This window comes from Streptomyces sp. NPDC048191 (genome assembly GCF_040652655.1).
Classification (GTDB): domain Bacteria; phylum Actinomycetota; class Actinomycetes; order Streptomycetales; family Streptomycetaceae; genus Streptomyces.
Map to the genome: position 1 here is coordinate 25,157 of NZ_JBEZMO010000021.1, position 26,473 is coordinate 51,629.

Below are 26,473 nucleotides of genomic sequence, written 5' to 3' on the forward strand. Positions count from 1 at the left end.
TTGTGTTTTCAGGTGTGTACTCCGCCGCCGCCGGCCGGCGCGCGGCCCCCCCCCGTCCCGCCCTTCCCGCCCGGGCCTGTGCCTAGAGGTTGCCCCGCTTGGCCTGCTCCCGCTCGATCGCCTCGAACAGGGCCTTGAAGTTGCCCTTGCCGAAGCCCATCGAGCCGTGCCGCTCGATGATCTCGAAGAAGACCGTCGGCCGGTCCTGGACCGGCTTGGTGAAGATCTGCAGGAGGTAGCCGTCCTCGTCGCGGTCGGCGAGGATCTTCAGCTCGCGCAGGGTCTCGATCGGGACGCGGGTGTCGCCGACCCACTCGCCGAGGGTGTCGTAGTAGGAGTCGGGGGTGTTGAGGAACTCGACGCCGGCCGCGCGCATGGTGCGGACGGTCTGCACGATGTCGTTGGTGTTCAGCGCGATGTGCTGGACACCGGCGCCGCCGTAGAACTCCAGGTACTCGTCGATCTGGGACTTCTTCTTGGCGATCGCGGGCTCGTTGATCGGGAACTTGACCTTCAGGGTGCCGTCCGCGACGACCTTCGACATCAGCGCGCTGTACTCGGTGGCGATGTCGTCGCCCACGAACTCCTTCATGTTCGTGAAGCCCATGACCTTGTTGTAGAAGCCGACCCACTCGTTCATCCGGCCGAGTTCGACGTTGCCCACGCAGTGGTCGACGGCCTGGAAGGTGCGGTGGGCGGGCGGCTCGACGATGGGCGCCGCGGCGACGAAGCCGGGGAGGTAGGGGCCGTCGTAGCCGGAGCGGTCGACCAGGGTGTGGCGGGTCTCGCCGTAGGTGGCGATCGCGGCGAGGACGACGGTGCCGTGCTCGTCCTTCACCTCGTACGGCTCGACGACCGAGCGGGCGCCGTGCTCGACGGCGTAGGCGTGGGCGGCACGGGCGTCCGGGACCTCGATGGCCAGGTCGACGACGCCGTCGCCGTGCTCGGCCACGTGCTGGGCGAGGAAGTGGCCCCAGTCGGTGCTCGCCTTGATCACCGAGGTGAACACGAACCGGGCGGAGCCGTTCTCCAGCACGTAACTGGCGGTCTCGCGGCTGCCGTTCTCCGGTCCGGAGTAGGCGACCAGCTTCATGCCGAAGGCGGTGGAGTAGTAGTGCGCCGCCTGCTTGGCGTTGCCCACGGCGAAGACGACCGCGTCCATTCCCTTGACCGGGAAGGGGTCGGCCTGCCGGGCGGTGTCGGGAGTGTGGTGTGTGGTCTGCGTCATAGCGGAAGGGTGGCCCCACTCTGCAAGGTGCGCAATAGTTCGCGTATTCACTGGGCAATCTGTTCAGTGACAGGACCGCACTGACGGTCTTTCTGTACAGGATGCCCATCCCTGGGGGTGCCGTGGCGATCGATCATCTGGACGGGCGGATCATCGTGCTCCTCGCCCGGGAGCCGCGGATCGGCGTGCTGGAGATGTCCCGGCGGCTGGGCGTCGCCCGGGGCACCGTGCAGGCGCGTCTGGACCGGCTCCAGTCGAACGGAGTGATCCGCGGATTCGGTCCGCAGGTGGATCCGGCGGCCCTCGGATATCCGGTGACGGCCTTCGCCACCCTGCAGATCCGGCAGGGCCAAGGGCCGGACGTGCGGGCGTACTTGACCACCGTGCCGGAGGTCCTGGAGCTGCTGACGACCACCGGCAGCGGGGACATGCTGTGCCGGCTGGTGGCCCGCTCGAACGCCGATCTTCAGCGGGTGATCGACCGGGTCGTCGGTTTTGACGGCATCGTCCGGGCCTCCACGGCGATCGTCATGGAGAACCCCGTTCCGCTGCGGATCATCCCGCTGGTGGAGCAGGCGGCCGCGGACAGCGGCGAAGGGACGTAGGCCGATGCCGGGGTGAGCGCGGGAGAACGTCCGGCACGGCGGGCAGACGGAGAAGCCCGTCTAACAGCCCGGCACCGAGGACGCGTGCTTCTCCAGGGCCACCAGGGAGTTCACCGCGTCCTTCAGTGTGGTGACCGGGACCAGGCGCAGGCCCTTGGGGAGTTCCGCCCTGGCGTCGGCGCACTCGGCCTTCGGGACCAGGAAGACGGTGGCGCCGTCGCGGCGGGCGGCCTGGGTCTTCAGGGCCACCCCGCCGACCGCGCCGACCTTGCCGGAGGCGTCGATCGTGCCCGTGCCGGCGATGGTGCGGCCGGCGGTGAGGTCGCCGCCGGCGCCGTCGCCGTGCAGCTTGTCGATGATCCCCAGGGTGAACAGCAGGCCCGCGCTCGGCCCTCCGACGTCGGCGAGCTTCAGCGTGACCTTGACCTTGTCCGGGCTCAGCCCGAGGTACTTCAGCGCCGCCTGGCTCGCCGCGTCCTGGGACTGCCGCATCTGCGCCTCGTTGTGCTTCTCGATCTCCTTGACGGTGTCACCGCTCGGGTAGACCGCGTCGCGCGGCATGACGGCCCGGTCGGTGCGGAACCAGCTGCCGGCCACGTCCCCGAGGGTCACCCGGGCGTCGGGACCGGTCGCCACGATCGTGACCATCCGCAGCTGACCGCTGGTCCGGCGGACCGGCGCGCCGGAGACGGTGATCACCTGAGTGCCCTGGTTCGAGCCGAGCACGTTCGCCGTCATCCCGGGCTCGGCCACCGAGAACGGCAGCGGCGCGAGGGCGGCCGTGGCCAGCAAGGCCACGACGGGCAGGGCGCAGACGGCTACGGCCTGGGGACGCGTGAGACGTGAGAGCACGGGATCAATCTAACGCGACCACGACCTGCGCCTTATGCCGCGTACAGGTCCCGTCGCGCTCTGGTGAACCGGCGCAGCGCCTCCGGCCGGGGTTCGGTGCCGATTCCGGGGGTGGTCGGGACCGGCAGGTGGCCGTCCACCAGCACGAACGGCTCGGTGATGTCCTCGGCGAAGTAGCGCGAGGAGGCGGAGGTGTCCCCGGGGAGGGTGAAGCCGGGCAGGGCGGCCAGCGCGAGGTTGGGGGCGCGGCCGACGCCCGTCTCCAGCATGCCGCCGCACCACACCGGGACGCCGTGCGCGTGCGCCACGTCGTGGACCCGGCGGGCCTCCAGGTAGCCGCCGACCCGGGCGGGCTTGACGTTCACCACCCGGCAGGCGTCCATCGCGATCGCGGCGGCCGTGTCCGAGGCGTGGTGCAGGGACTCGTCCAGGCAGACGGGGGTGCGCAGGCGCTTCTGCAGCTGGGCGTGGGCGTGCAGGTTGTTCTCCTGCAACGGCTCCTCGATCAGCAGCAGCCCGAACGCGTCGAGGCGCCGCAGGTGCTCGGCGTCGGCGAGGGTGTAGGCGGTGTTTGCGTCGACCTGGAGGGGGAGCTCGGCGCCGAAGCGCTCGCGGACCGCGCGTACCGGTTCCACGTCCCAGCCGGGCTCGATCTTCAGCTTGATGCGGACGTAGCCCTCGGCGAGGTACCGCTCGACGTCGTCCAGCAGCTCGGGCACCGAGTTCTTGATGCCGACCGACACCCCGGCGGGCACCCGGTCGCGTACCGCGCCCAGATAGGTGGCGAGCGGCATGCCGTACGAGCGCAGCTCGGCGTCCAGCAGGGCCGTCTCCAGGGCGGCCTTCGCCAGCTCGTGGCCCTTGATCTTCGCCAGGGCGGGAGCGAGCGCGGCCGTCGTGAGGTCCGGCAGGGCGGTGACGCGCGGGATCAGGAAGTCGCGCAGCACGATCTCGGCGCCGGCGACGAACTCCGAGCAGTACAGCGGCTCGGGGTCGGCGGCGAACTCCGACCAGCCCTCGGCGGAGTCGGTGACGACGTGGAGGAGGAAGGTGTCCTTCGTCGTCATCGTGCCGAAGGACGTACGGAACGGGGTGACCAGCGGGATCGCCACGTGCACGATCTCGACGCGCTCCAGCTTCACGCGGCCTGCTCCGTCCGTGCCAGCGTGTACCAGCCGTCGCGGGACATCCCGGTGGCCCGGAACCCCTCCGTGAAGGCCTCCACGAAGACGTCCCGCACCGCGTACCGCCAGCGCAGGGCCAGCGCCGGGTCGGCGGCCCGCAGCTTGACGACGTCCTCGGGCACCCGGCACCACAGATGCCGGCCGTCTCGCCGGGCGAGGGGGTCGCCGTCGGGCGCCGTCCGCACGACGGGACCGCGGGCCGGGACCTCGTGCGCGCTGCCGGGCGCCGCCGCCAGATCCCAGGTCACGGTCAGCCGGTCGCTCTCGTCGCCGTCGTTCACGCCGTCGGCCATCGGGCCGTAGAAGTCGACCAGGTACTCCGTGCCGGTGGCGCCCAGCTTGGCCAGGTTGAAGCGGGCGTTGCGGCCCACCAGCGGGTCGAAGGTCCAGCGCATGGTGCGGGCGCCCGCGCCGAGGGCCCAGTCGCGCTGGGCGAGCTTCACGGCGTGCCCGAGCCCCCGGTCGGCGGCGGCCACCAGCGAGTACGTGCCGCGCTCGGGGCCGAGGACGGCGACGGACGCCCCGGCGAGCCGCTGCCCGTCGTACGCGGCGTGCACGGCTCCGCCGGCGTGCACCAGGCTGTGCAGGACCTCGGCCGGGTAGGGCGGGGCGGTGCGGGGGGTGCGCCAGACGTCGCTGAAGTGGTCGGCCACGGCCGCGAGGGAGGCGACGTCGTGGACGGTACGGATGGTGACTCCTGCTGTCATGGGCACGAGTCTCGAAGGAGCCGGCCCCGCGTGTGTTGTGCGAGTGGCCAACGCCTGCGTACGTTCGTTTCAGCATCCGCCAATCGCACATCCCGCCCCCGTCCCGCTCCTGGGAGCTCCTCATGGACGTCTGCACCCTCGGCGACCTCCTCGACGTCGTCGGCGGCCCGGCCCTGCGCCTGCACACGGCCCCCGCCGGTCAGGCCGCACCGGTCACCGAGGCGGTGCTCCACGACGGCCGCACCCCGCTCCCCCGGCTGCCCGGCGCGCTGCTGCTGGCGGTCGGCGTGCCCGCGGCCGAGGCCGGGCCGCTGCTGCGGGCGGCGGCGGAGGCCGGGCTGACCGGGGTGGTGGTGCGGGGCGAGGACGCGCCGGTCGCGGAGGCGCAGGAGCACGGGGTGGCCCTGCTGTCCGTCGCCGAGGACGCCCCCTGGCACCGGGTGCACCTGCTGCTGGCCTCGGCCATCGCCGCCCGGCCCGCCGCCGGGACCGCCGACAGCGGACTCGGCGACCTCTTCGCGCTGGCCGACGCGATCGCCACGGCGGCCGGCGGAGCCACCGCCGTGGAGGACCCCCGGCAGCGGATCCTCGCCTACTCCACGGTCCCTGGCCAGCCGGTGGACGAGGACCGCCGGCAGGGCATCCTCGGCCGCCAGGTGCCGGCCAGCGCGGAGAACACCGAGCAGTACCGGCGGCTGTTCGCCGCCGACCGCCCGCTCAGGCTGCCCGCGCTCTCGGACGGTGACCTGCCGCGGCTCGCGATGCCGGTGCGGGCCGGCGGGGAGACGCTGGGCTCGGTGTGGGTGATCGACTCCGGCTCGCTCGCCCCGGACGCCGAGGACACCCTCGCCCAGGGCGCCTCCGCGGCCGCCCTGCTCCTGCTGCGCGAGCGCGCGGCCCGGGAGCTGGCCCGGCACCGGGGCGGCGAACTGCTGCGCCGCCTGCTGGACGGCACGGCGGCGGATCCGGCGGCGGCCGCCGAGCGAGTGGGGGTCGTGGGACCCGCCCGGGTGGCGGCCTTCGTCCTGGACTCCGCCGCGAGCGTCCCGGACGCCGAGCGCACGGCACTGCGCCTGCTGGACGTCGTACGCCTGCAGTGCGAGGCGCGTTACGGACGGCACGCGGGCGTGCTGGCGGACGGGGTGGTGTACGCCGTGCTGCCCGGGCCCGGAGAGCGGCACCGCAGGCTGGCCGAGGACATCGTGGCGCGGGCCGGGCAGGCACTGCGGGTGCCGGTGCGGGCGGCGCTCGGCGAGGTCGTGCCGGACGCGGCCGGGCTCGCGGACTCCCGGGCGGACGCGGACCTGGTGCTGCGGGTGCTGGACGCGGAGCTGCCGGTGGCCACCGTGGACGAGGTCCGGCCCCGCGTCACACTGCTACGGCTGGCCGAAGTGATGGGAGAGCGAAGGGAGTTGAGCGCGGGCGCCTGGCGGCGGGTGCTGGCGTACGACGCCGCGCACGGCACCGAGTACGCGCGCACACTCGTCTGTTGGTTCGACGCGGGCTGCGACATGGCGGGCGCGGCCAGGCTCCTCGCCGTGCACCCCAACACCTGCCGCTACCGACTCCGCCAGCTCCAGCAGCACGCCGGGGTCGACCTGGACGACCCCGACGAACGACTGGTGCTCTGGCTTCAGTTGCGGGTGCTGGCGGGTCTCAGCCCAGCCATGCCGTGAGCCGCTCCGCGCAGGTGTGCAGGTGCTCGACGGGCACGTACTCCCCCGCGGTGTGGGCGAGGGAGGGGTCCCCGGGGCCGTAGTTGAGCGCGGGCACGCCCAGCGCGGCGAACCGGGCGACGTCCGTCCAGCCGAGCTTGGGCCTCGGCTCGGCCCCGAGCGCGGCGACGAGCCCGCCGACCCGGTCCAGGTGGGGCAGCGCCCCCGCTACGGCCTCGGTGACCCGCACCTCGTACTCCGGGAAGAGCGAGCGCACGTACGCCTCCGCCTCGCCGGGTGAACGGCTCGGCGCGAAGCGGCAGTTGACGGTGATCACGCACTCGTCGGGCACGACGTTCCCGGCGACCCCGGCCCGTACGGCGACGGCGCTGAGCCCCTCCCGGTACTCCAGCCCGTCGACGACGACCCGCTGCGGCCGGTGCTCGTCGAGGCGCCGCAGCACCCGGCCGGCCTTGTGGGCGGCGTTGACCCCCTGCCAGGCGCGTGCGGTGTGGGCGCGGGCGCCCTCGACCACGATGTCGGCGGTGAGGATGCCCTGACAACCGGCCTCCACACCGGCGTCGGAGGGCTCCATGAGGATGGCCAGGCCGGCGTCGGCGAGCAGCTCGGGACGCTCGGCGCCGATGCGGGCGAGCCCGTTCCGGTCGCCCTCGACCTCCTCGCACTCGTAGAAGACGTAGGTGAGGTCGCGGGCGGGTGCGGGCACGGTGGCCGCCAGCCGCAGGGCGACGGCGACCCCGCCCTTCATGTCGCAGGCGCCGAGCCCGTGCACCCGGCCGTCGGCGAGCCGGGAGGGCAGGTTCCCGGCGGCCGGAACGGTGTCCAGGTGCCCGGCGATCACGGCGCGTTCACCCCGTCCGAGAGCGGTGCGGGCGACGACGGAGTTGCCGACCCGCTCGACGGTGAGGTGGGGCAGGTCGCGCAGGGCCGTGTGGACGGCGTCAGCGATGGCGGCCTCCCGCCCGCTCTCGGAGGGCAGGTCGACGAGGGCGCGGGTGAGGGTGACGACGTCGGCGGAGAGGTCGAGGGCGGGGGCGGTCATGCGAGGTCTTCCCGGGTCCGGTCGAGCTTGGAGTGCCGGATGCCGTAGAGGCCGTAGATCACCAGTCCGACGGCCATCCACGCGCCGAACGCGATCCAGGTGTCGGCGCCCAGGCTGCCCAGCATGTAGACGCAGAAGCCGACGCCGAGCAGGGGCGTGACGGGCGAGAACGGCACCCGGAAGGAGCGCGGGGTGCCGGGGCTGCGCCGGCGCAGCAGCACGACGGCCAGGTTGACCAGCATGAACGCGAACAGGGTGCCGATGCTGGTGGCGTCGGCGAGGCTGCCGAGCGGGACGAGGGCGGCGAGCACCGCGATGAAGCCGGACACGATCACGGTGTTGGCGCGGGGCACTCCGGTGCGGGGATGCACCTTGGCGAACAGGGGCGGCACCAGGCCGTCGCGGGCCATCGCGAACAGGATCCGGATCTGCCCGTACTGCACGGTGAGCACCACGCTGGTGGTGGCGACGACCGCACCGGCGGACAGCAGGACCGGCCACAGGTTCCCGCCCCCGACGGAGCGTACGAGCACCTCGCTGAGCGTGGCCTCGGTCCCCGCGAACTGCTTCCACGGCATGGCGCCGAGCGCGGCGACCGCGACGAGGACGTACAGGGCGGTGACCAGGACGAGGGACAGGATGATGGCGCGCGGCAGGTCCCGCTGTGGATTGCGCGCCTCCTCGCCCGCGGTGGAGGCGGCGTCGAACCCGATGTAGGAGAAGAAGAGCGAGGCCGCTCCGGCGCTCATGCCGGCGGCGCCGAGCGGGAAGAGGGGGTGGAAGTTCCCGGCGCGGAAGGCCGTGAAGGCGACCGCGCAGAACAGCACGAGGGCGGCGATCTTGACGCCCACCATGACGGTGTTGGCGACCGCGCTCTCCTTGGCCCCGCGCAGCAGGACGACCATGGCGAGCACGACGATGAGGGCGGCGGGGATGTTGAGGGTCCCGCCGGCACCCGGCGGAGCGCTGAGCGAGTCCGGCAGGGTCACGTGGAGGGTGAGGTCGAGCAGCTCGTTGACGTACTGCCCCCATCCCACGGCCACGGCGGCGACGGACACCCCGTACTCCAGGATCAGACACCAGCCGCACACCCAGGCGACCAGCTCGCCGAGGGTGGCGTAGGCGTAGCTGTACGAGGATCCCGAGCCGGGGATCATGCCGGCCAGCTCGGCGTACGAGAGCGCCGAGAACAGGGCGGTGACGCCGGCCAGCACGAAGGAGACGACGATGGCCGGACCGGCCTCCGGCACGGCCTGCCCGAGCACCACGAAGATGCCGGTGCCGAGGGTGGCACCCACGCTGAGCAGCGTCAGCTGGGCCACGCCCATGGTCCGCCTGAGCGGGCTGCCGGCGGCTTCCCCGACGAGGTGTCGCACCGGCTGGCGCCGGGTGAGCCGACGTGTCCGTCTTACCTGTGGTCCGGCCTCCGGCCGGGTGCCGACTGTGTCCACCGCGGTGATCCCTCCGCCTCAGGGGTGTTTGGCCCTTGATGATGCGGAGGTACGGAGGGGGTCGGGTGGGCCGATCGGCCAAAGGTGCCAGCGGCTCTTTGGCCGGATCGGCAAGGGGGTGGTGGGCGCCGTGTGCCGGGCGCGGACGCGTTGTGCCCCTGAAGCACAGGCCGGCCGGTCAGCGCAGGGCCTCGGCGACCTCCCGCGCCGCCTCCACCACCCTCGGCCCGACCCGCTCCGGCACGGAGTCCGCAAGCATCACCACGCCCACACTGCCCTCGACCCCGGTGACCCCCACCAGGGGCGCCGCGGCGCCACTCGCCCCGGCCTCCAGTTCCCCGTGCGTGAGGGTGTACCCGGGATCCACGGACGGCGACTGCCGTGCGGACAGGATCGCCCTGCCCGCGGCCCCCCGGTCCAGCGGATGCCGGAAACCGGCCCGGTAGGCCACGTGGTAGTCGGTCCAGGTCGGTTCGACCACGGCGACGGCCAGCGCCTCCGTGCCGTCCACCAGCGTCAGGTGCGCCGTCGCCCCGATGTCCTCGGCGAGCGACCGCAGCGCGGGCAACGCGGCCTCCCGCACCAACGGATGCACCTGTCGGCCGAGCCGCAGCACCCCGAGTCCGACCCGGGCTCGCCCGCCCAAGTCACGCCGGACGAGGGCGTGTTGTTCCAGGGTGGCGAGCAACCGGTACACGACGGTACGGTTCACGCCCAGTTTCGTGGACAACTCGGTGACGGTCAGCCCGTGGTCGGTGTCGGCCAGCAGCTTGAGGACGCGCAGTCCCCGGTCGAGCGTCTGAGAGGTCTCCGCGGTCACGACGCCCACTCCTTTGGTGGTGAGGTCGGCGGACCCCTGAGCGACGGATGCGTCGCCGAGTCCCGTCGGCGACGCGCTTCAGAGGCCGCCGATCGGCAGGACGGTCCGGCGGCTCCGGGCCATGTCGCTTCACGGCTGCGCTCCGCGGCGGCGCTGCCACGGGGCGTGTGCGTAGCGGGACAGTAGCGAAGCTGGTTCGCTGAGCGGAAGCCTCCGTCCAGAATCCGGGCAAGACTACTTCCGGCCTGCCTGTATTCGTCCGGATACGCACACGCACCAGCATCCTGCACCGGCGGAACCCCGCACCGGGCGGAGTGTCACCGCATACGGGTCGCCCACTCCTGCACCTTGGCGATCCGCTGCCGCAGCTGCCCCGCCGTCGCCTCCGCGCTCGGCGGCCCGCCGCACACCCGCCGCAGCTCGGTGTGGATGACCCCGTGCGGCTTGCCGCTCTGGTGGACGTACGCGCTGACCATGGTGTTGAGCTTCTTGCGCAGCTCCATCATCTCCTTGTGCGAGACGACGGGCCGCCGCTCGGCCGGCAGTTCCAGCAGGTCGGCCTCGGTGTCCGGCTTCTTGCGGCTGTGCGCGATCTGCCGGGCCTGCCGCTTCTGCAGCAGCAACTGCACCTGGTCGGGCTCCAGCAGCCCGGGGATGCCGAGGTAGTCCTGCTCCTCCTCGCTGCCCGGATGCGCCTGCATGCCGAACTCGGCGCCGTCGTACAGCACCCGGTCGAAGACGGCGTCGGACTCCAGCGCCTCGAAGGGCAGCATGTCCTGCTCGCCGGTGTCCTCGTCCTGCTGCTTGTTCGCCTCCTCCATCTCCTTCTCGGATTCGGCGTACGGGTCCTCCTCGCCCTCCTTCTTCGGCTTGTCGAGGGCGTGGTCCCGCTCCTTCTCCATCTCGTTCGCGAAGGTCAGCAGGTCGGGCACGGTCGGCAGGAACACGGACGCGGTCTCGCCGCGCCGCCGGGACCGTACGAAACGCCCGACGGCCTGTGCGAAGAAGAGCGGGGTGGAGATGGTCGTGGCGTAGACGCCCACCGCGAGCCGGGGCACGTCCACGCCCTCGGACACCATGCGCACCGCGACCATCCACCGGTCGTTGCTCTCGCTGAACTCGTCGATCCGCTTCGAGGCGCCGGCGTCGTCGGACAGCACGAGCGTCGCCTTCGTCCCCGTGATCTCCCGGATCAGCTTGGCGTAGGCGCGGGCGGAGTCCTGGTCGGAGGCGATGACGAGGGCACCGGCGTCCGGAATGGCCTTGCGGACCTCGGTGAGCCGCTGGTCGGCGGCGCGCAGCACGCTGGGCATCCACTCGCCGCGCGCGTCGAGCGCCGTACGCCAGGCCTGGCTGACCGCGTCCTTGGTCATCGGCTCGCCGAGCCGGGCGGCGATCTCGTCACCGGCCTTCGTGCGCCAGCGCATGTTGCCGCTGTAGGAGAGGAAGATCACCGGGCGGACGACGTGGTCGGCGAGCGCGTTGCCGTACCCGTACGTGTAGTCGGCGGCGGAGCGGCGGATACCGGCGTTGTCCTCCTCGTACGTCACGAAGGGGATGGGGTTGGTGTCGGAGCGGAACGGCGTACCGGTCAGCGCGAGCCGGCGCGTGGCGGGCTCGAACGCCTCCAGACAGGCCTCGCCCCAGGACTTGGAGTCACCGGCGTGGTGGATCTCGTCGAGGATGACGAGGGTCTTGCGCTGCTCGACCCGGTTGCGGTGCAGCATGGGGCGCACGCCGACACCGGCGTAGGTGACCGCGACGCCGTCGTAGTCCTTGCCGAGGGGGCCCGCACTGTACTCGGGATCGAGCTTGATCCCTATTCTCGCGGCCGCCTCGGCCCACTGCTTCTTCAGGTGCTCGGTCGGCGCGACCACGGTGACCTGCTGCACGACGTGGTGGTGCAGCAGCCAGGAGGCGAGCGTCAGCGCGAAGGTCGTCTTGCCGGCGCCGGGCGTGGCGACGGCGAGGAAGTCACGCGGCTGCTCCTGGATGTACTTCTCCATCGCCCCCTGCTGCCAGGCACGCAGTTTGCTGGCGGTACCCCAGGGCGCGCGGCCGGGGAAGGCGGGCGACAGGTGGTGGGAGTGGGAGGAGGTGGCGGCGGTGGTAGTCACGGTCTCCGTTTAGTGGGGCTGGGCGGATCGGCTACGTATGACAACCGGGCCACCCTACCGGCGCCCCGACGCTGTCAACGCGCGAACGAGGCCGGGTCGCCCACGGGTGGGACCCACGTCACAGCCGCCGCAACCGCCCGGCGATCACCGTCACGTCACCGGCGGCCCCGGAGGCCACATCGACGACCAGGTCGTATGCGGTGTCCTGGTCGACGTCGGCGAGGTCGACGCCGTCGACGGCGAGGAAGGTGGCCATCGCCAGGTCCGGTCGGCGGTCGCCTTTCCCGGCTCGGCGGTCGACCGACTTCGCGGGTCAACGACCGCGCGCCCGCACCCGTGTCGTCACCCACGCCCCCACGAGCGCCACCCCGGCCATCGGCAGGAAGACGGCGGCGAAGGCGGCGGGACGGGTGCCGTCGGCGGCCGTGGCCGTGGCGGCCGCCGTGCCACCGCCACCGAGGGCGGCGAAGGCGGCGCCGGTCGCGGCGAGGAGGACGACGTTGGAGAGGGCGTCGGAGATCTGGAGCGCGGCGGAGTTGGCGCCGGCCTGCTCCGGCGCGGACAGCTTGAGCAGGAGGACGCTGGTGGAGGAGATCACCAGGCCCATGCCGAAGCAGCCGAAGGCCCAGGCGACGGCGACGGTCCAGACGGGCACGGAGTGCACCAGCACACCGGGCGCGGCGGTGATCGCGGCGGCGACCAGCACCATCCCGACGGTCATCAGCCGCTCCCGGTACGGCTGCACGCGCGGACGGGACTGCACCCAGGAGCCGAGCGCCCAGGTGCCGCCGCCCGCCGCCAGCGAGAACCCGGCGAGCGTGGGGGTGAGGCCGCGCTGGGTGACCAGCATCAGCGGGACGAAGGACTCGGCGGCGACGAAGGAGCCGGCGGACAGTCCGCGCAGCAGCACGACGGAGGGCAGCCCGCGGGCCGCCCGGTAGGTACCGCGCGGGAGGAGACCGAGCACGGCGGGCACCAGCAGGGCGGCACCGGCCAGCCCGGGGAGGAGGGAGAGGAGGCGCAGGTCCTGGGCGGCGTACTGGAGGAGGCCGGCGCCGAGGGAGATGCCGAGGGCGAGCCGGATCCGCCGGCGGTCGAAGGAGGGAGTGCCGGCCTCCTCGTCCACCGGGCCGGACGCCGTGCGTCGTATCTGCGGCAGGGCGAGGGCCAGCGGGAACACGACGAGGACGGGGATGCCGAGGAAGACCCAGCGCCAGCCGAGGTGTTCGGTGACGGTGCCGGAGGCGAGCGGACCGACGATCGAGGGGACGACCCATCCCGCCGCGAAGGCCGCCATGATCGCGGGGCGCAGCCGCTCGGGGTAGGCGCGGCCGACGACGACGTACAACGCGACGATGACGAGGCCGCCGCCCAGGCCCTGTACGGCGCGGCCGAGGATGAACACCCACATGCCCTGTGCGGTCCCGGCGACGACCAGTCCCGCGGCGAAGGCACCGATGCCGGTGGTCAGCGCGCCCAGGGGGCCGCGCCGGTCGGACCACTGGCCTGCCAGCACCATGCCGGACAGGCTGGTCGTGAAGTACCCGGAGAAGGCGAACGCGTACAGGGCGACGCCGTCCAGCTCCCGCGCCGCGACCGGCATGGCCGTCCCTACGGCGGTGGCCTCGAAGGCGATCAGCAGCACGACGGAGACGATCCCGATGCTGAGCGCCCGGTAGGAGCGGCTCAGGACGCCGTCGTCAGCTCTCTCGGCGGGTTCGGGCACGACAGCGGCGTCGCGGGGCTCCAGTGCGGTCATGTCCGTCAGGGTAAGGGCCGCAACCCGGTTTGACCCCTGTCGATGGTCGGGCCCGCACCGCGACCTTGGTCCTACGCCCCCGTTTCATGAACGCCGTGTGGCAGTCGCGTTGCGGCCCCGCCGATCCCCTTGAGCCGCTCGGCGCCGGCGCCGTAACTTCGTTTCCACGAACACGGCCGTGTGCCCGAGTGGTTCAGGGGCTCGCCTGCAAAGCGAGTTACGTGGGTTCGAATCCCGCCACGGCCTCCATTTTCCCTTGCGTTCAGCCCCGGAGCCGTTTCGTCCAGTAGTGCCGGTCGGCGTCGGATGCCGTGCTCGTGGGGTCGACGGCCGACAGGATGTGGATCATCACCGCGGCCACCTCGTCGTACGCCACGGTCGTCAGTTCGTTGCCCAGGTGCTCGTCGATGGTGCGCTCGTGGTGCAGGAGCCAGAGCGTGAAGGCGAGGGTGGAGACGTCGGTGTTGAGGCGGTGGAGCGTCGCCTCCGGCTCGCTGAAGGTCAGGATCGCGCCCGTCCTGCCGTCGAGCACCAGGCTGTTGGCCTCGGACAGCCGGCCCAGGCGGATCAAGTGGTCGGCGTGGGCCGGGAGTTCGGCCAGGGGGTGGTCGTCCGCGCACTCTTCGGCGAAGTACTCCCGGAGGGTCGGCAGCGGGACGTCCGTGTCGGCGTGGAAGAGGACCGCCTCCTCGGGCAGCCCGGTCTCGCGCAGGAAGCGCCGGGTCGGCTCGTGGGTGAGCGTCGCCGGGAAGTCGACCTCCTCGAAGCGGGCCACCCTGCCGTGCCCGAACTCCTGGTCCAGCAGGCGCGCGGGGACGTCCAGGGTGAGGCCGGACGTCGTGCCGGGGCCGGCGGCCAGGGCGAGCGGGCGGATGAGGGCCGCCACCTTCCAGTACGGCGGGACCTCCCCGTCCGCGCCCTCCGCGAAGAGGGACAGCAGACGGCGGGTGGCCTCGGCCACCGCCCCGGGGCCGTACTGTCCCGCGAGGGAGGCGAAACGGCCGCGCAGTCCGGCCAGTTCCTCGGTGACGGCGGCGAAGCGCAGCAGCGTTGCCAGGGAGGGCGCGAAGGGGCGGGGGGCGGCCGGGTCGAAGAGGTAGGCCGTCGTCAGCTCGCCGGTGCCGCCGTCGAGCAGGATGGACTCGCGTGCCATGCCCGCCGGGTTGAGGAGTTCGCCTATGACCAGGCGGTCGCGCAGCTCGTCCGCCACCCGGAACGGGCCGTCGGTGGCGTCGGCGAGCGTGCGCAGGCCGTGCGTGAGCAGGGGGGAGAAGGTCAGCAGGTCGGTGTCCAGAGGCAGCCCGGAGCCGCTGAGCAGGCCACGCGTCGGCGCGTGCGTGACATAGCGGTCCAGCTCCGCCTCGGTCAGCGTGATCGCCGGGATCCCGGCCTCGGTCGTGCTCATCGCTCCCCCGCGATCTTCCCCATGTGCGCCGACGTGCTGTGCGCCCGCGTGCGTACGTCGTCGTGCGCGGCGCTCACCCGGCCGCCCCCACTGCCCCGCACACTACGCCGCCCCACTGACAACGGCCCTCACCAGGAAGGACGTCAGGCGACCCGGGCACGTTGCGTCGGTGACGGGCCGACTGCCGCCGTGGCCGGTCTTCGCGCGGCCGTTCTCGCGGGCCCCGGCCTCGGGTCCTCGCCGAGCGGCACGTCCCGCACCACCCCCGTGGAGCCGGCCTCCGCGCACGCGTCCGTCGTCGCCGCCGACTGGCGGTGGCGCAGCCGGAGTCGGGGCGTCGCTTCCCGTTCCCCTCGAGGGGGTGCTCCGCCGGCCCCTCGCGGCCATCCGGCGGAAGGCGTCACACCGGACGGGCGCCGCGCGGCCGGGCTTCCGCCAGGAGCTGCGCCACCGTCGGCCCGCTCGCGGCCATCACCCCGTGACGACCACGGCATCGTCGATCACGTACGGCGGCGGCTCACTGGGCCGTCACCACCGCCGCCTGCGGGCGGATCGGGAGCCGGTTGACCGGGCGGCCGGTGGCCGCGCGGACGGCGGAGGCGATCGCGGCCGGCGCCGTGACGACCGGGACCGCGCTGACGGACTTCGCGCCGAAGGGGGCGACCACGTCCCGTTCCTCGACCAGTTTGACGATCCGGATGTCCGGGGCGTCCAGCGCGGTCGGCAGGGCGTAGCCGGTCAGGTCGGGGTGGCGGATCAGGCCACGCGGCGTGCGGAGGTTCTCCGTCAGGGCGATGCCGACGCCCTGGGTCACGCCCGCCTCGATACGGGCCGCCAGCTGGGTCGGGTTGAGGACGCGGCCCACGTCCTGGGCGACGGCCAGTTCCACCACCCGGACCGAGCCGAGCTCGATGTCGACGTCGACCACCGCGCGGACGGCGCAGAAGGCCAGGCCCACGAACGCGTCGCCCTGGCCGGAGGCGTTCAGCGGCTCCGTGGGATGCGGGCGGCACTGCGCCGTCGCCCACAGCTCCTTGCCGTCCATCGCCTCGGTGACGGTGGTCGACAGCACACCGTCGTACGAGGTGATCTTGCCGTCGGTGATCTGCAGCAGCTCGGTCGACATGCCGAACTTGTGCGCCAGGGGCTGCAGGAGCTGGGTGCGGACCATCTTCGCCGCCCGCTCCACCGCGCCGCCCGACACCCAGGTGTGCCGTCCCCGGCAGCCCGCGCCGGCCGGTGGCTGGTCGGTGTCGACCGGCGCCACGTGGACTTCCTCGATGCCGAGGGTCTCCTGGACGATCTGCCGGGCGAGGGTGGTGAAGCCCTGGCCGGTCTCCACCGCCGCGCAGAGGACGGTCGCGACACCGTCGTGCACCTTGACCGTCGCCGTGGACACCTCGTCGGCGCCCTCCGCGCCGAGCATGTGCACCATGCCGAGGCCGTAGCCGACGCCCCGGCGCACCGCGCCCGGTTCGCCCGCGCCCTCGGGGCCGCCGGGCAGCAGCCACTCGTCCTCGGGGGTGTCCTTGGGCAGGGCGGGCAGCGGGAAGTCCCGCACCGCCTGCAGGAGTTCGGCGACGGGGGCGGGGCACGTCACGGTCTGGCCGATCGGGAGCACGTCACCCGTCGCCAGCACGTTGCGCAGGCGCATCTCGGCCGGGTCCAGGCCGAGCTTCTTGGCCAGCTTGTCCATCTGCGCCTCGTAGGCGGCGCACACCTGCATGGCGCCCTCGCCGCGCACATGGCCGGAGGGCGGGTTGTTGGTGCGCACGGCCCAGCCCTCGATGAAGGCGTTCGGGACGATGTACGGGCCGCACGCGAAGGAGACGGCGGCGGCCAGGGCGTCGGAGGAGGTGTCGGCGTACGCGCCCGCGTCGAGCAGGATCTGCGCCTCCACCTTCACCAACTTGCCGTCAGTGTCGGCGTGGTGGCGGTAGCGCAGCAGGGTGGGGTGGCGGTGGGCGTGGCCGAGGAAGGACTCCTCGCGGGTCGCGGTGAGCTTCACCGGGCAGCCGGTCTTCAGGGCGAGCAGGCCGAGCGGCAGCTGGAAGCCCTGGTCCTCGCGGTCGGCGGTGGCGCCCGGCACCCCGGTGACGACGATCTTCACCCGATCGGGGGGCAGGCCGTAGCAGGCCGCGGCGGTGTTGCGGTCGGCGTGCGGGTCGGTGGAGGCCAGGTACAGCTCCACGCCGCCGTCGGGGCGGGGCACGGCGAGGCCGGCCTCGGCGCCGATGGGGGCCGGGTCCTGGCGCCCTATGCGGTACAGGCCCTCGACGACGACCTCGCCGACGGCCTCCGGGTCGCCGTGGTGCAGCGGGATGTGCCGGATCAGGTTGCCGTCGGGGTGCAGCGGCTCGGCCTCGAAGGCCTGCTCGGGATCGGTGACCGGGTCGAGTACCTCGTACTCGACGATGACGGCCGCCGCGGCCATCCGCGCGGTGTCCGGGTGGTCGGCGGCGACGGCGGCGATGGGCTCGCCGTGGTGCCGTACGACCTCGGAGGCGAACACCGGCCGGTCGGGCGCGCCCCGGCCGTGGCGGGGGGTGCCGGGCACGTCCTCGTGCGTGACGACGGCACGTACGCCGGGCATCTCGCGCGCGTGGCTGGTGTCGATGGAGACGATGCGCGCGTGCGCGTGCGGGGAGCGCAGGACGGCCGCCCACAGCAGGCCCTCGGCCCACAGGTCGGCCGCGTACGGGAAGGTGCCCTCGGTCTTGGCGCGGGCGTCGGCGTGCGGGAGGGAGGCGCCGAGGCCGTGCGGCAACGCCTCGGCCTCGGGAGCGGGTTCCGCGGCGGTCGTCGCCGTGGCGGCTTCGTTGCTCACCCCTGGCCTCCGTCCTGGCCGTAGTGCTGGTCGTGCGGGCCGTGCGGTCCCGGTGTGCCGTGCGGCGGTGTGCCGAACGGGTCGGGCGTGCCGTACGGCGGCGTGTCGCCGTAGCCGCCGGGAGCGGTCTGCGGCGTGTCGAACGCGCCCGGCGCCTCGAACGCCGACGGGTTGACGCCTCCGGCGCCGGGGCCCGCCTGGTGCGGGATGCGGGCCTCGTCCGCGTCCGGCTCGGCGTCGGCGCCATGGGAGGCCTCGCGTTCGGCGACGACCTCCTGCACGGCGTCCAGCACGCCCCGGTAGCCGGAGCAGCGGCACAGGTTGCCGCACAGCGCCTGCCGGGTCTCCAGTTCGGTCGGCGCGGGGTTGCCCTCGAGCAGGTCGTGCAGGGTCATCGCCATGCCGGGCACGCAGAAACCGCACTGCACGGCACCGCAGCGGGCGAGAGCGCGCTGCACGTCGGAGGGCTGCCCGTCGGTGGCCAGGCCCTCGACCGTGCGCACCTCGCTGCCGGCCGCGGTGACCGCCGGGACCAGGCAGGAGGCCACCAGCCGGCCGTCGACCTGGACGTTGCAGGCCCCGCACTCGCCCTGCGAGCAGCCGTCCTTGGCGCCCGCGAGACCGAGCCGTTCCCGCAGGACGTACAGCAGTGACTCGCCGATCCAGGCGTCGCCGACGGGCCGGTCGGCGCCGTTGACGCGCAGGACGTAGGAGGCGAGCGGGTGGTCGTCGTGCGCCGGCCGGGGTGCGGCGCTCTCCTCGGCGGCCTCGTCCTCGGCCGCCTGCGCGGCGGCGGTTGCCGCGTCCGCCGGGAGTTCCCCGGGCTGGTCCTCGGGGTGCTCCGGGTGTCCGGGGGCGCTGTGGGCGGAAGCTTCCGGGGTTGCGGCGGCGGGTCCCTCGCCGGGCTCCCCGGGCGCTTCCCCCGTCGTGTCGTGCGGGGCGCCCGCAGCGGCTCCGTGCTCGGGTGCGCCGGCCGTGTCCGCCGTTGTGGCGGCCTGCGGAGCGGAGCCGTGGCGTGTGGGGCCCTCGTGGCCCGCCGGGCCGTCAGCGGGGCTCTCAGGGGCCTGCGCGGGCGCCTGCGCGTCGGCGGGTGCGCCCGGACGGCCGGCCTCCACGTGACCGTGACCGGACTCCGCCCCGGAACGGTCGTGCCCGAACTCCGGGTGACCGGCCGCCGCCTGGGCCGTTTCCGCGGGGGCCGCGCCCGGCTGACCCGGTTCCGGGTATCCCGCCGGGGCGTGCCCGTACGACACCTCGCGCGCGTACGACGCGTCCTGCGCCGGCGTGTCGCCGGCCGGGTGGGCGCGGTCCGGCCCGGCGGCGGGTTCCGCGTCGGCCGGGCTCTCGCCCCAGGCGTGGCCCGCGCCGTCCGTCGCCCAGGGCGCGGGCGCGCCGCCCGGCAGGGTGGCCGGCGGGGTGCCGCCCCACTGCTCGACCAGGGCGGACGTGGTGAACTCGCCCGACTCGTCCGGCAGATCACCGCCGACGACGGGGATCGACCACTGCCCGGTGACGTCGTGCCCCTGCCCGGCGGGAGCGGCGGGATCCTCGAAGGTCCAGTGCTGGGTCGCGCCGGGGTTGTAGGTGAACCGGTCGTCCGCCTGCTGTGCCTGCGGCGTGACGTTCGGGTCGGGCCATTCGGCGCCGCCCGCGGGCGCGGCCCAGGTCCCGGGCGCGGCGGGGTCGCCGGTGCCGGGGTCGGCCGCTATCCGCGGCGGCACATAGCCGTGACCGGGCGCGGCCAGCGGGCTGTCGCCCGCCAGCAGGGCGTCGATGCCGCCCTCGGGGAGCTTGACGAAGGCGGTGGCGCCGTCGTCGTAGTCGCCCTGGGGCAGCGGGTCCCAGCGTCCGCCCTGGGGCCTGCCCTCTCCGTGCTGGTCGTCGGTCACGACAGCGCCCTCCCCAGTGCTCGTCGGGCCAGCGCGGCGACGGTGCGCCGCAGGTGCAGTACGGCGGGCGGGAGCGGGGCCACCGAGCCGTCGGGCTCCGGCGCCGGGTCCGGGATGCAGGCCGCGGCGACGTACTCGCCGAAGGCGTTCAGGGCCTCCGGGACGAGCGCGCGGTCGTTGTCCCAGTCGATCAGCTGGGCGACCCACTGCTCGGCCTCCAGGGGCCTGAGCGGCATCGGCGCTATGGCGCCGACGGCGCACCGCACTCCGCGCCGGGCGGGGTCGAGGACGAGGGCCACGGAGGCGAGCGCACGGCCCGGGCCGGTGCGTCCGGTCGCCTTCAGGAAGACCTGCGGGGCGTGCAGCAGCGGCACGCGCACGTACCCGATGAGTTCGCCGCCGCGCAGCATCTCCATGCCGGCCAGCAGGTGCGACACCGGGATCTCCCGGCGGGCCCCGCCCGGGCCCGCGATGATCAGCGTCGCCTCCAGGGCGGCCAGTACGGGCAGCGCGTCACCCGTGGGGGCCGCCGAGGCGATGTTGCCGCCGAGGGTGCCCGCGTTGCGGATGTGCGGCGGGCCCGCGGCACGCGCGGCGGCGGCGAGCGCCGGGATCAGGGCCGCGAAGTCGGGGCGGCCCATGCGCGCGTGCGTGAGGCCCGCGCCGAGCAGCGCGTGGCCGTCCTGGTACTGCCAGCCGCGGATCTCGCTGATCCGCCCGAGACCCACCAGGGCGGCGGGCCTGAGCTGACCGGAGTTGACGGCGGCCATGAGGTCGGTGCCGCCCGCGACGGGCACGGCGGCGGGCATGGCGGTGAGGGCCGCCACCGCCTCGTCCAGCGTCGTGGGCAGCGTGACGGCCTGCGCCGCCTGCGGTGCGTGCGTGGTCAAACCGGCTGCCCCTTCCCGCTGCCCCACCTGGTCCCACCTGTGTGGCCGTACGGTACGTGCTCACAGGGCGGACGTGGCAACTCTGGCACATCTTCGCAAGGGCCGAACGCACGGGTCCGCTAGGAGGCGCTAGGAGGCATTCGCCCACCTCATCGCAGAGATGGTCCGTTTTCGCACGGCATCGCCGGTGCGCTCCGATTGACACTCTTCGGTGACCCTTGGAGCGGTTTTCCGGCACTTGTTCGGGAAAGACGCCTGGACCGGGCGGTCACTTGTTCGGCGGCCGTCCCTCGATCGGGCGGCCGAGCACGCCGGGCCGCTTCTGCCACGGCCGGGGCCCGGTGGGCGGCCGGTAGGCGACTCCGAGGGCGTCGAGGCGCGCGTAATGGACGTCCATACGGCACTCGAAGCCGGCGAAGTCCCGTTCGGCGGGGGCGGGCAGCCGGCTCCAGGCCACCTCGGCGAAGGCCGCGAGCCGGGGGAAGGCCTGGTAGTCCACGCGCCCGGCGTCCTCCAGCACCTCGGTCCAGACGTTGGCCTGAGTGCCCAGCACATGCCGGGCCTCGTCCTCGGTGAGGCCGTCCGGAACGGGTTCAAACCGGTAGACGTCCTCCAGGGTGCGCACGAACCCGATCGGCACCGGCTCGTCCTCGCCGGGGGCCTGACGGTGGTCCAGATACACGTACTGCTCCGGGCACATGACGACGTCGTGGCCGGCCCGCGCGGCCGCGATCCCGCCGCCGTAACCGCGCCAGGACGACACCGCCGCGCCCTCGGCGAGCCCGCCCTCCAGGATCTCGTCCCAGCCGATGAGCCGGCGGCCGCGCGCGGCGAGCCAGGCGTCGAAGTGCCCGATGAACCAGGACTGCAACCCGTCCTCGCCGGCGAGAGCGAGTTCCGCGATCCGGGTCTTGGCGGTCACCGACGCGGTCCACTGCTCCTTGCGGCACTCGTCGCCGCCGACGTGGACGAACTGTGAGGGGAACAACTCCAGAACCTCCTCGAACACCCCCTCGTAGAAACGCAGGGTGGTGTCGGTGGGGGCGAGTACGTTGGCGGAGATCCCCCAGTTGTCCCAGACGTTGAGGGCGGTGGTGTCGATGACGTCGGTGTTGCCGAGTTCCGGATACGCGGCGATGGCGGCCTGCGAATGGCCCGGTACGTCGATTTCCGGGACGACGGTGATGTGCCGCTCGGCGGCGTAGGCGACGATCTCCCGGATGTCGTCCTGGGTGTAGTAACCCCCGTGCGGTTTCTCGTCCCACAGGGGCGAGGCCCGGTGACCGAATTTCGACCGCGACCGCCAGGATGCGGTTTCGGTCAACTTCGGATACCGCTTGATCTCGATCCGCCAGCCCTGGTCGTCGGTCAGATGGAAGTGGAAGACGTTGAGCTTGTGCGCGGCCATCAGATCGAGGTAACGCAGCACGCCCTCCTTGGGCATGAAGTGCCGGGCCACGTCGAGGAGCAGACCGCGCCAGCGGAACCGCGGGGCGTCCCGGACGGCGACCGCCGGGAACTCCCACTCGGTCCGGCCGCTGACCGGAGCACGCCGGAAGGCCTCCGGACCGAGGAGTTGACGGAAGGTCTGGGCGCCCCAGAACAGGCCGGCCTCGCTCGCGCCGTCGACGCGGACGAGCAGGCCGTCCGCGCACAACTGGTAGGCCTCGGGACTGCCCAGTTCGTCCGCCAGCGAGGGCCTGATCCGCAGCAGGACGCGGGAGCCGCCGTCCCGGTGCGGGGACAGCGGCAGCCCGGTCGCCGCGCCGACGGTCGTCCGCAGCCAGTGCGCGACCCGCCCGGTGCCCTCGGTGGCCTCGATCCCGGTGTCCGCGTCGAGGACGAATCCGGTGCCGCCACCGGGCAGCGAGGCCGAGAGGCGGCTCGGCGCCGGGATCAGCGCCACGTCGGGTTCCGGGGAAAGGGGCGTGTCGCTCATGTCGTCGTCAGTCCTCTGCCGCGCCACCAGGAAGGGCATTGCACCATGCGCAACGGCCATTTCGCCACGCACAACATCGTGAGGCTACGGACTCCCCGGCCCCGCCCACAAGAGGTCTGAACCACTCGTCCCGGGCACCCACGCGAAGGCCCCCGGCACACGCGCATCGCACACGCACCGGGGGCCCACGACCGCGGGCGGACCCTTACTTGTCGCCGCCCTTGTCGTCGCCACCGCTGCCCATGGACTCGTAGATCTCCTTGCACATGGGGCACACGGGGTACTTCTTCGGGTCGCGGCCCGGCACCCAGACCTTGCCGCACAGCGCCACGACGGGGGTGCCGTCGAGGGCGCTCGCCATGATCTTGTCCTTCTGGACGTAGTGGGCGAAGCGCTCGTGGTCGCCGTCGCCGTGGGACACCTGTGGCGTCGGCTCTACGAGGGTCCCCGTACCAGTCCCGCGCTCGGGCTCAAGAGTGCTCATATCAGCAAGAGTAATCAACCGCCCGGGACTGTGGGCCCAGGGCTTGCACAACGAGCGTCACTGGCTGTGACACGGCGTTTGCGTCCAGTCCTACCGGGAGACTTCCCGGGAAGGTCAGGGGCGGCCGACTGCGCCCCGCGTCGCCACAACGCCCATGCACGTGCCTGGATGTTGCGGGAGCTGTTCCGGTCCGCGTGATCAACGAATCCACAGTTCCGGCACGCGAACCGGGCCTGCGAGATCCGGTTCGCCTTGTCGATGTGCCCGCACTGGGCACAGGCGCGGGAGGTGTACGCCGGATCGACATACACGACCGGCACCCCCGCCTTGCGGGCCTTGTACGAGATGAACTGCCCCAGCTGGGCGAAGGACCAGCTGGAGTGAGTGGCCCGTTGGGGCTTGCGAAGCCGTACCCGTCCGCGGATGCCCGTCAGGTCCTCCAGGGCGATCCCACGGCCGGTGCGTTCCGCCTCGGCCACCACATGCTTGGCGATCTTGTGGTTGATGTCTCTGGTCCGTCGCGCCTCCTTGCGCCTGCGCTTCTTCAGGCGCCGCTTGGCGGAGGAGGTGTTCTTGCGCTGCAGCTTGGTGCGCAGCTTCCGCTCACGCACGCGCAGGCGATTGAGCTCGCGCCCGGCCATGATCTCACCGTCGGAGGTGGTCGCGATGTTCACGATGCCCAGATCGATGCCGAGGAAGTCTCTTGGCTCGGCGTTCAAGGGCGCTTCCGGGACCTCACACGTGGCGTTCAGGAACCACATACCGTCGCGGCGCACAAGGTCCGACTCGCCTTTGCGGCGCAGGGCCAGGGTGGCCAGGTGCTCGGGCCTCGCGGTGAACACCACGTCCTTCAGCCGCCCGGCCACCGTCCAGATCGAGATCCTGCGTTCCGGGATCTGCCAGGACAGCATCCGGTCGTCGTACGGCTGGGCCCCCTCCGACCGGAAGACAATCGGTTTCTCCGAGGCTCGCCGATACCGTTTCGAGCCCGGTTTGCCGAAGTTGCCGGCCCTCAGGTTGGCCTTGAGCGTGGCGTATGCATCGCACGTCTTCTTGATCACGTGCTGGGCGGCCTGCGCACCAAGCCCCCACCTGGCCTTGACCTCGGCGTAGGTGTGCTCGCGCAGCGCGAATTTCCTCTTCACGTCGTTTTCAAACGCCACCTCGCTGACCCAGGTGGCCGCGTCGTTACAGGCGCGCAGGGTCGCCTCAAGCGCAGCCGCCTGCACGGGGGTGGGCACCAGCTTCACCTGCACGACCAACTTCACACTCGCCAGGTTATGCACCGAAGTCGGACCTGCTTTTCGAGAGCACAGACGACTTACCCGAAAGAGTGATCCATCGCTGCCTGGCTCTGCGTCCGCACCCGCATCAGTTGAGCGAAGGGTCGTCCGGATACGTGGCCACCATCGCCAGCTCGTTGCGCTGGCGGCGCAGCACCTCGCGCCACAGGCGCTCGGGGGCCGGTGAGGACACGTCGCCGGGCTCCGACTCGACCACGTACCAGGCGCCCTCGACCAGCTCGTCCTCCAGCTGGCCCGGGCCCCAGCCGGCGTATCCGGCGAAGATCCTCAGGGAACCGAGGGCCGCGGCCAGCAGTTCCGGCGGGGCCTCCAGGTCGACCAGGCCGATCGCGCCGTGCACCCGGCGCCAGCCGAGGGGGGCGAGGTCGCCGTTCGCGCCGCCCGGGATGACCGCGACGCCGAGCGCCGAGTCCAGCGAGACGGGCCCGCCCTGGAAGACCACTCCGGGCTCGCCGGCGAGGTCGGCCCAGCCCTCCAGGATGTCCCCCACGTCCACCGGCGTGGGGCGGTTGAGGACGACGCCGAGGGAGCCCTCCTCGTCGTGGTCGAGAAGGAGCACCACAGCGCGGTCGAAGTTCGGGTCCGCCAGGGCGGGAGTGGCCACGAGCAGCCGCCCTGTGAGCGAGGACACCTCGGTCATGCCAGACATGATCCCGCATCTTCCCCTCCGGTGGGGAGCCAATCGGAGTGCGGGAGTGAACGCAGCTCAGGGAGCACGGAAGCGTCCCGGGCGCACATCCGTGTCCGGTGACCCCATGTGCCCGAAAGGGAACGGTTCGTGTTGTGACACAGCTATGACGCGGTTGGGTGGTACTCGGGCTTACGGACGGGGGGTAATCGGCGATTACCCTGTCTTCCCGGCCCCTGCGCACAGTGATCGGCCGGCCCCTGCCCAACTCATCGGAACGCGAGATACATGACCGTCAACGACGATGTCCTGCTTGTCCACGGCGGAACCCCGCTGGAGGGCGAGATCCGTGTCCGCGGTGCGAAGAACCTCGTACCGAAGGCCATGGTCGCCGCCCTGCTGGGCAGCGCGCCGAGCCGCCTGCGCAACGTTCCCGACATCCGTGACGTGCGGGTCGTCCGTGGCCTGCTCCAGCTGCACGGGGTGACGGTCCGCCCGGGCGAGGAGCCCGGCGAGCTGGTGCTCGACCCGACGCACGTCGAGAGCGCCAACGTGGCTGACATCGATGCCCATGCGGGGTCGAGCCGCATCCCGATCCTGTTCTGCGGGCCGCTGTTGCACCGTCTCGGCCACGCGTTCATCCCCGGCCTCGGCGGCTGTGACATCGGCGGCCGGCCCATCGACTTCCACTTCGACGTGCTGCGGCAGTTCGGCGCGACCATCGAGAAGCGCGCGGACGGCCAGTACCTGGAGGCCCCGAAGGGCCTGCGCGGTACGAAGATCCGGCTGCCGTACCCGTCCGTGGGCGCGACCGAGCAGGTGCTGCTGACGGCCGTACTGGCCGAGGGCGTCACGGAGTTGTCCAACGCGGCCGTCGAGCCGGAGATCGAGGACCTCATCTGCGTGCTGCAGAAGATGGGCGCGATCATCGCGATGGACACCGACCGCACGATCCGCATCACCGGTGTGGAGAAGCTCGGCGGCTACACGCACCGCGCCCTCTCGGACCGTCTGGAGGCCGCCTCCTGGGCTTCCGCGGCGCTCGCGACCAACGGCAACATCTACGTCCGCGGCGCCCAGCAGCGGTCGATGATGACGTTCCTGAACACCTACCGGAAGGTGGGCGGTGCCTTCGAGATCGACGACGAGGGCATCCGTTTCTGGCACCCGGGCGGCCAGTTGAAGTCCATCGCGCTGGAGACGGACGTGCACCCCGGCTTCCAGACCGACTGGCAGCAGCCGCTGGTGGTGGCGCTGACGCAGGCCACGGGGCTGTCCATCATCCACGAGACGGTCTACGAGTCCCGGCTGGGCTTCACCTCGGCGCTGAACCAGATGGGCGCGCACATCCAGCTCTACCGCGAGTGCCTGGGCGGCTCCGACTGCCGCTTCGGCCAGCGCAACTTCCTGCACTCCGCGGTCGTCTCGGGCCCGACCCGGCTGCAGGGCGCCGACCTGGTCATCCCCGACCTGCGCGGCGGCTTCTCGTACCTGATCGCGGCCCTGGCGGCCGAGGGCACGTCCCGCGTCCACGGCATCGATCTGATCAACCGCGGCTACGAGAACTTCATGGAGAAACTGGTCGAGCTCGGCGCGAAGGTGGAACTGCCGGGCAAGGCGCTGGGCTAGTCCGCGTCAACGGCGAAAGGGCGGCCCCCCTGCGAGG

General features: G+C 72.6%; 21 protein-coding genes and 1 tRNA gene. 4 read left to right on the forward strand and 18 right to left on the reverse strand.

The annotated features are described in order from the left end of the window. Nucleotides 1–82 precede the first annotated feature (82 nt). On the reverse strand, nucleotides 83–1,228 hold the full coding sequence (gene hppD / locus AB0D93_RS28800; RefSeq protein WP_362125152.1) for a 4-hydroxyphenylpyruvate dioxygenase: 1,146 nt from the start codon (nucleotides 1,226–1,228) through the stop codon (nucleotides 83–85). 122 nt (nucleotides 1,229–1,350) lie between these two features. Between hppD and AB0D93_RS28805 the strand changes: the two genes are divergently transcribed. After that, nucleotides 1,351–1,833, forward strand: coding sequence for an Lrp/AsnC family transcriptional regulator (locus AB0D93_RS28805; protein ID WP_362125154.1), 483 nt, complete (start codon nucleotides 1,351–1,353; stop codon nucleotides 1,831–1,833). Between the two features lie 60 nt (nucleotides 1,834–1,893). On the opposite strand, the gene AB0D93_RS28810 is transcribed toward AB0D93_RS28805, so the two are convergent. From AB0D93_RS28810 to AB0D93_RS28820, 3 genes are read right to left on the reverse strand one after another with little or no spacing between them, the layout of a single operon-like run. Then, the gene (locus tag AB0D93_RS28810; protein WP_362125157.1) at nucleotides 1,894–2,685 is read right to left on the reverse strand and encodes a S16 family serine protease; all 792 of its coding nucleotides are present in this window, start codon (nucleotides 2,683–2,685) and stop codon (nucleotides 1,894–1,896) included. Between the two features lie 32 nt (nucleotides 2,686–2,717). Further along, nucleotides 2,718–3,827: an o-succinylbenzoate synthase gene (gene menC, locus AB0D93_RS28815; RefSeq protein WP_362125160.1), complete on the reverse strand. Its 1,110-nt coding sequence runs from the start codon at nucleotides 3,825–3,827 to the stop codon at nucleotides 2,718–2,720. Continuing rightward, complete coding sequence (locus AB0D93_RS28820) at nucleotides 3,824–4,576, reverse strand: chorismate synthase (protein WP_362125163.1); 753 nt, start codon at nucleotides 4,574–4,576, stop codon at nucleotides 3,824–3,826. Before AB0D93_RS28820 ends, menC begins: the two co-directional genes overlap by 4 nt. Before the next feature lie 122 nt (nucleotides 4,577–4,698). Here AB0D93_RS28820 and AB0D93_RS28825 point away from each other — a divergent pair, with 122 nt between their 5' ends. Continuing rightward, nucleotides 4,699–6,252: a helix-turn-helix domain-containing protein gene (locus AB0D93_RS28825; RefSeq protein ID WP_362125166.1), complete on the forward strand. Its 1,554-nt coding sequence runs from the start codon at nucleotides 4,699–4,701 to the stop codon at nucleotides 6,250–6,252. Here the strand turns inward: AB0D93_RS28825 and dapE are convergent. The 6 genes from dapE to AB0D93_RS28855 all read right to left on the reverse strand — a co-directional run bounded on the left by dapE (nucleotide 6,233) and on the right by AB0D93_RS28855 (nucleotide 13,441). Further along, nucleotides 6,233–7,294, reverse strand: coding sequence for a succinyl-diaminopimelate desuccinylase (gene dapE, locus AB0D93_RS28830; protein WP_362125169.1), 1,062 nt, complete (start codon nucleotides 7,292–7,294; stop codon nucleotides 6,233–6,235). The two genes, AB0D93_RS28825 and dapE, sit on opposite strands and share 20 nt — an antisense overlap. Continuing rightward, nucleotides 7,291–8,745, reverse strand: coding sequence for an amino acid permease (locus AB0D93_RS28835; RefSeq protein ID WP_362125172.1), 1,455 nt, complete (start codon nucleotides 8,743–8,745; stop codon nucleotides 7,291–7,293). Before AB0D93_RS28835 ends, dapE begins: the two co-directional genes overlap by 4 nt. A gap of 178 nt (nucleotides 8,746–8,923) precedes the next feature. Further along, entirely contained in the window at nucleotides 8,924–9,565 is a 642-nt protein-coding gene (locus tag AB0D93_RS28840; RefSeq protein WP_362125175.1) for a helix-turn-helix domain-containing protein, read from the reverse strand. 317 nt (nucleotides 9,566–9,882) lie between these two features. Further along, nucleotides 9,883–11,682 carry a DEAD/DEAH box helicase gene (locus AB0D93_RS28845; RefSeq protein WP_362125178.1) on the reverse strand — a complete coding sequence of 600 codons (1,800 nt, stop codon included), beginning with the start codon at nucleotides 11,680–11,682 and terminating at the stop codon, nucleotides 9,883–9,885. 118 nt (nucleotides 11,683–11,800) lie between these two features. Next, nucleotides 11,801–11,938 (reverse strand): hypothetical protein, encoded by a 138-nt coding sequence (locus AB0D93_RS28850; RefSeq protein WP_362125181.1) that lies wholly within the window; start codon nucleotides 11,936–11,938, stop codon nucleotides 11,801–11,803. 57 nt (nucleotides 11,939–11,995) lie between these two features. Beyond that, on the reverse strand, nucleotides 11,996–13,441 hold the full coding sequence (locus AB0D93_RS28855; RefSeq protein WP_362125184.1) for an MFS transporter: 1,446 nt from the start codon (nucleotides 13,439–13,441) through the stop codon (nucleotides 11,996–11,998). A 174-nt stretch (nucleotides 13,442–13,615) separates the two neighbouring features. Between AB0D93_RS28855 and AB0D93_RS28860 the strand changes: the two genes are divergently transcribed. Continuing rightward, a tRNA-Cys gene (locus tag AB0D93_RS28860) sits at nucleotides 13,616–13,690 on the forward strand. Between the two features lie 13 nt (nucleotides 13,691–13,703). Here the strand turns inward: AB0D93_RS28860 and AB0D93_RS28865 are convergent. The 8 genes from AB0D93_RS28865 to AB0D93_RS28900 all read right to left on the reverse strand — a co-directional run bounded on the left by AB0D93_RS28865 (nucleotide 13,704) and on the right by AB0D93_RS28900 (nucleotide 24,819). Then, nucleotides 13,704–14,846, reverse strand: a complete 1,143-nt coding sequence (locus tag AB0D93_RS28865; protein ID WP_362125187.1) for an SUKH-4 family immunity protein — start codon at nucleotides 14,844–14,846, stop codon at nucleotides 13,704–13,706. 517 nt (nucleotides 14,847–15,363) lie between these two features. Beyond that, nucleotides 15,364–17,673, reverse strand: a complete 2,310-nt coding sequence (locus AB0D93_RS28870) for a molybdopterin cofactor-binding domain-containing protein (protein ID WP_362125189.1) — start codon at nucleotides 17,671–17,673, stop codon at nucleotides 15,364–15,366. Then, nucleotides 17,670–19,562, reverse strand: coding sequence for a 2Fe-2S iron-sulfur cluster-binding protein (locus tag AB0D93_RS28875; RefSeq protein ID WP_362125192.1), 1,893 nt, complete (start codon nucleotides 19,560–19,562; stop codon nucleotides 17,670–17,672). The genes AB0D93_RS28870 and AB0D93_RS28875 overlap by 4 nt, the downstream gene beginning before the upstream one ends. Continuing rightward, a complete protein-coding gene (locus AB0D93_RS28880) occupies nucleotides 19,559–20,452 on the reverse strand; it encodes an FAD binding domain-containing protein (RefSeq protein WP_362125194.1) in 894 nt (297 codons plus the stop codon). The genes AB0D93_RS28875 and AB0D93_RS28880 overlap by 4 nt, the downstream gene beginning before the upstream one ends. A 268-nt stretch (nucleotides 20,453–20,720) precedes the next feature. Beyond that, entirely contained in the window at nucleotides 20,721–22,391 is a 1,671-nt protein-coding gene (locus AB0D93_RS28885) for a beta-N-acetylhexosaminidase (RefSeq protein ID WP_362125197.1), read from the reverse strand. Between the two features lie 205 nt (nucleotides 22,392–22,596). After that, nucleotides 22,597–22,875 (reverse strand): DUF3039 domain-containing protein, encoded by a 279-nt coding sequence (locus AB0D93_RS28890; protein WP_143638399.1) that lies wholly within the window; start codon nucleotides 22,873–22,875, stop codon nucleotides 22,597–22,599. 14 nt (nucleotides 22,876–22,889) lie between these two features. Next, nucleotides 22,890–24,143 carry a transposase gene (locus AB0D93_RS28895; protein WP_362125200.1) on the reverse strand — a complete coding sequence of 418 codons (1,254 nt, stop codon included), beginning with the start codon at nucleotides 24,141–24,143 and terminating at the stop codon, nucleotides 22,890–22,892. Between the two features lie 103 nt (nucleotides 24,144–24,246). Then, on the reverse strand, nucleotides 24,247–24,819 hold the full coding sequence (locus AB0D93_RS28900; RefSeq protein WP_069780554.1) for a YqgE/AlgH family protein: 573 nt from the start codon (nucleotides 24,817–24,819) through the stop codon (nucleotides 24,247–24,249). Between the two features lie 276 nt (nucleotides 24,820–25,095). On the opposite strand from AB0D93_RS28900, the gene murA reads away from it, so the two are divergent. Then, nucleotides 25,096–26,436, forward strand: coding sequence for a UDP-N-acetylglucosamine 1-carboxyvinyltransferase (gene murA, locus AB0D93_RS28905; protein ID WP_362125204.1), 1,341 nt, complete (start codon nucleotides 25,096–25,098; stop codon nucleotides 26,434–26,436). Nucleotides 26,437–26,473: the final 37 nt, after the last annotated feature.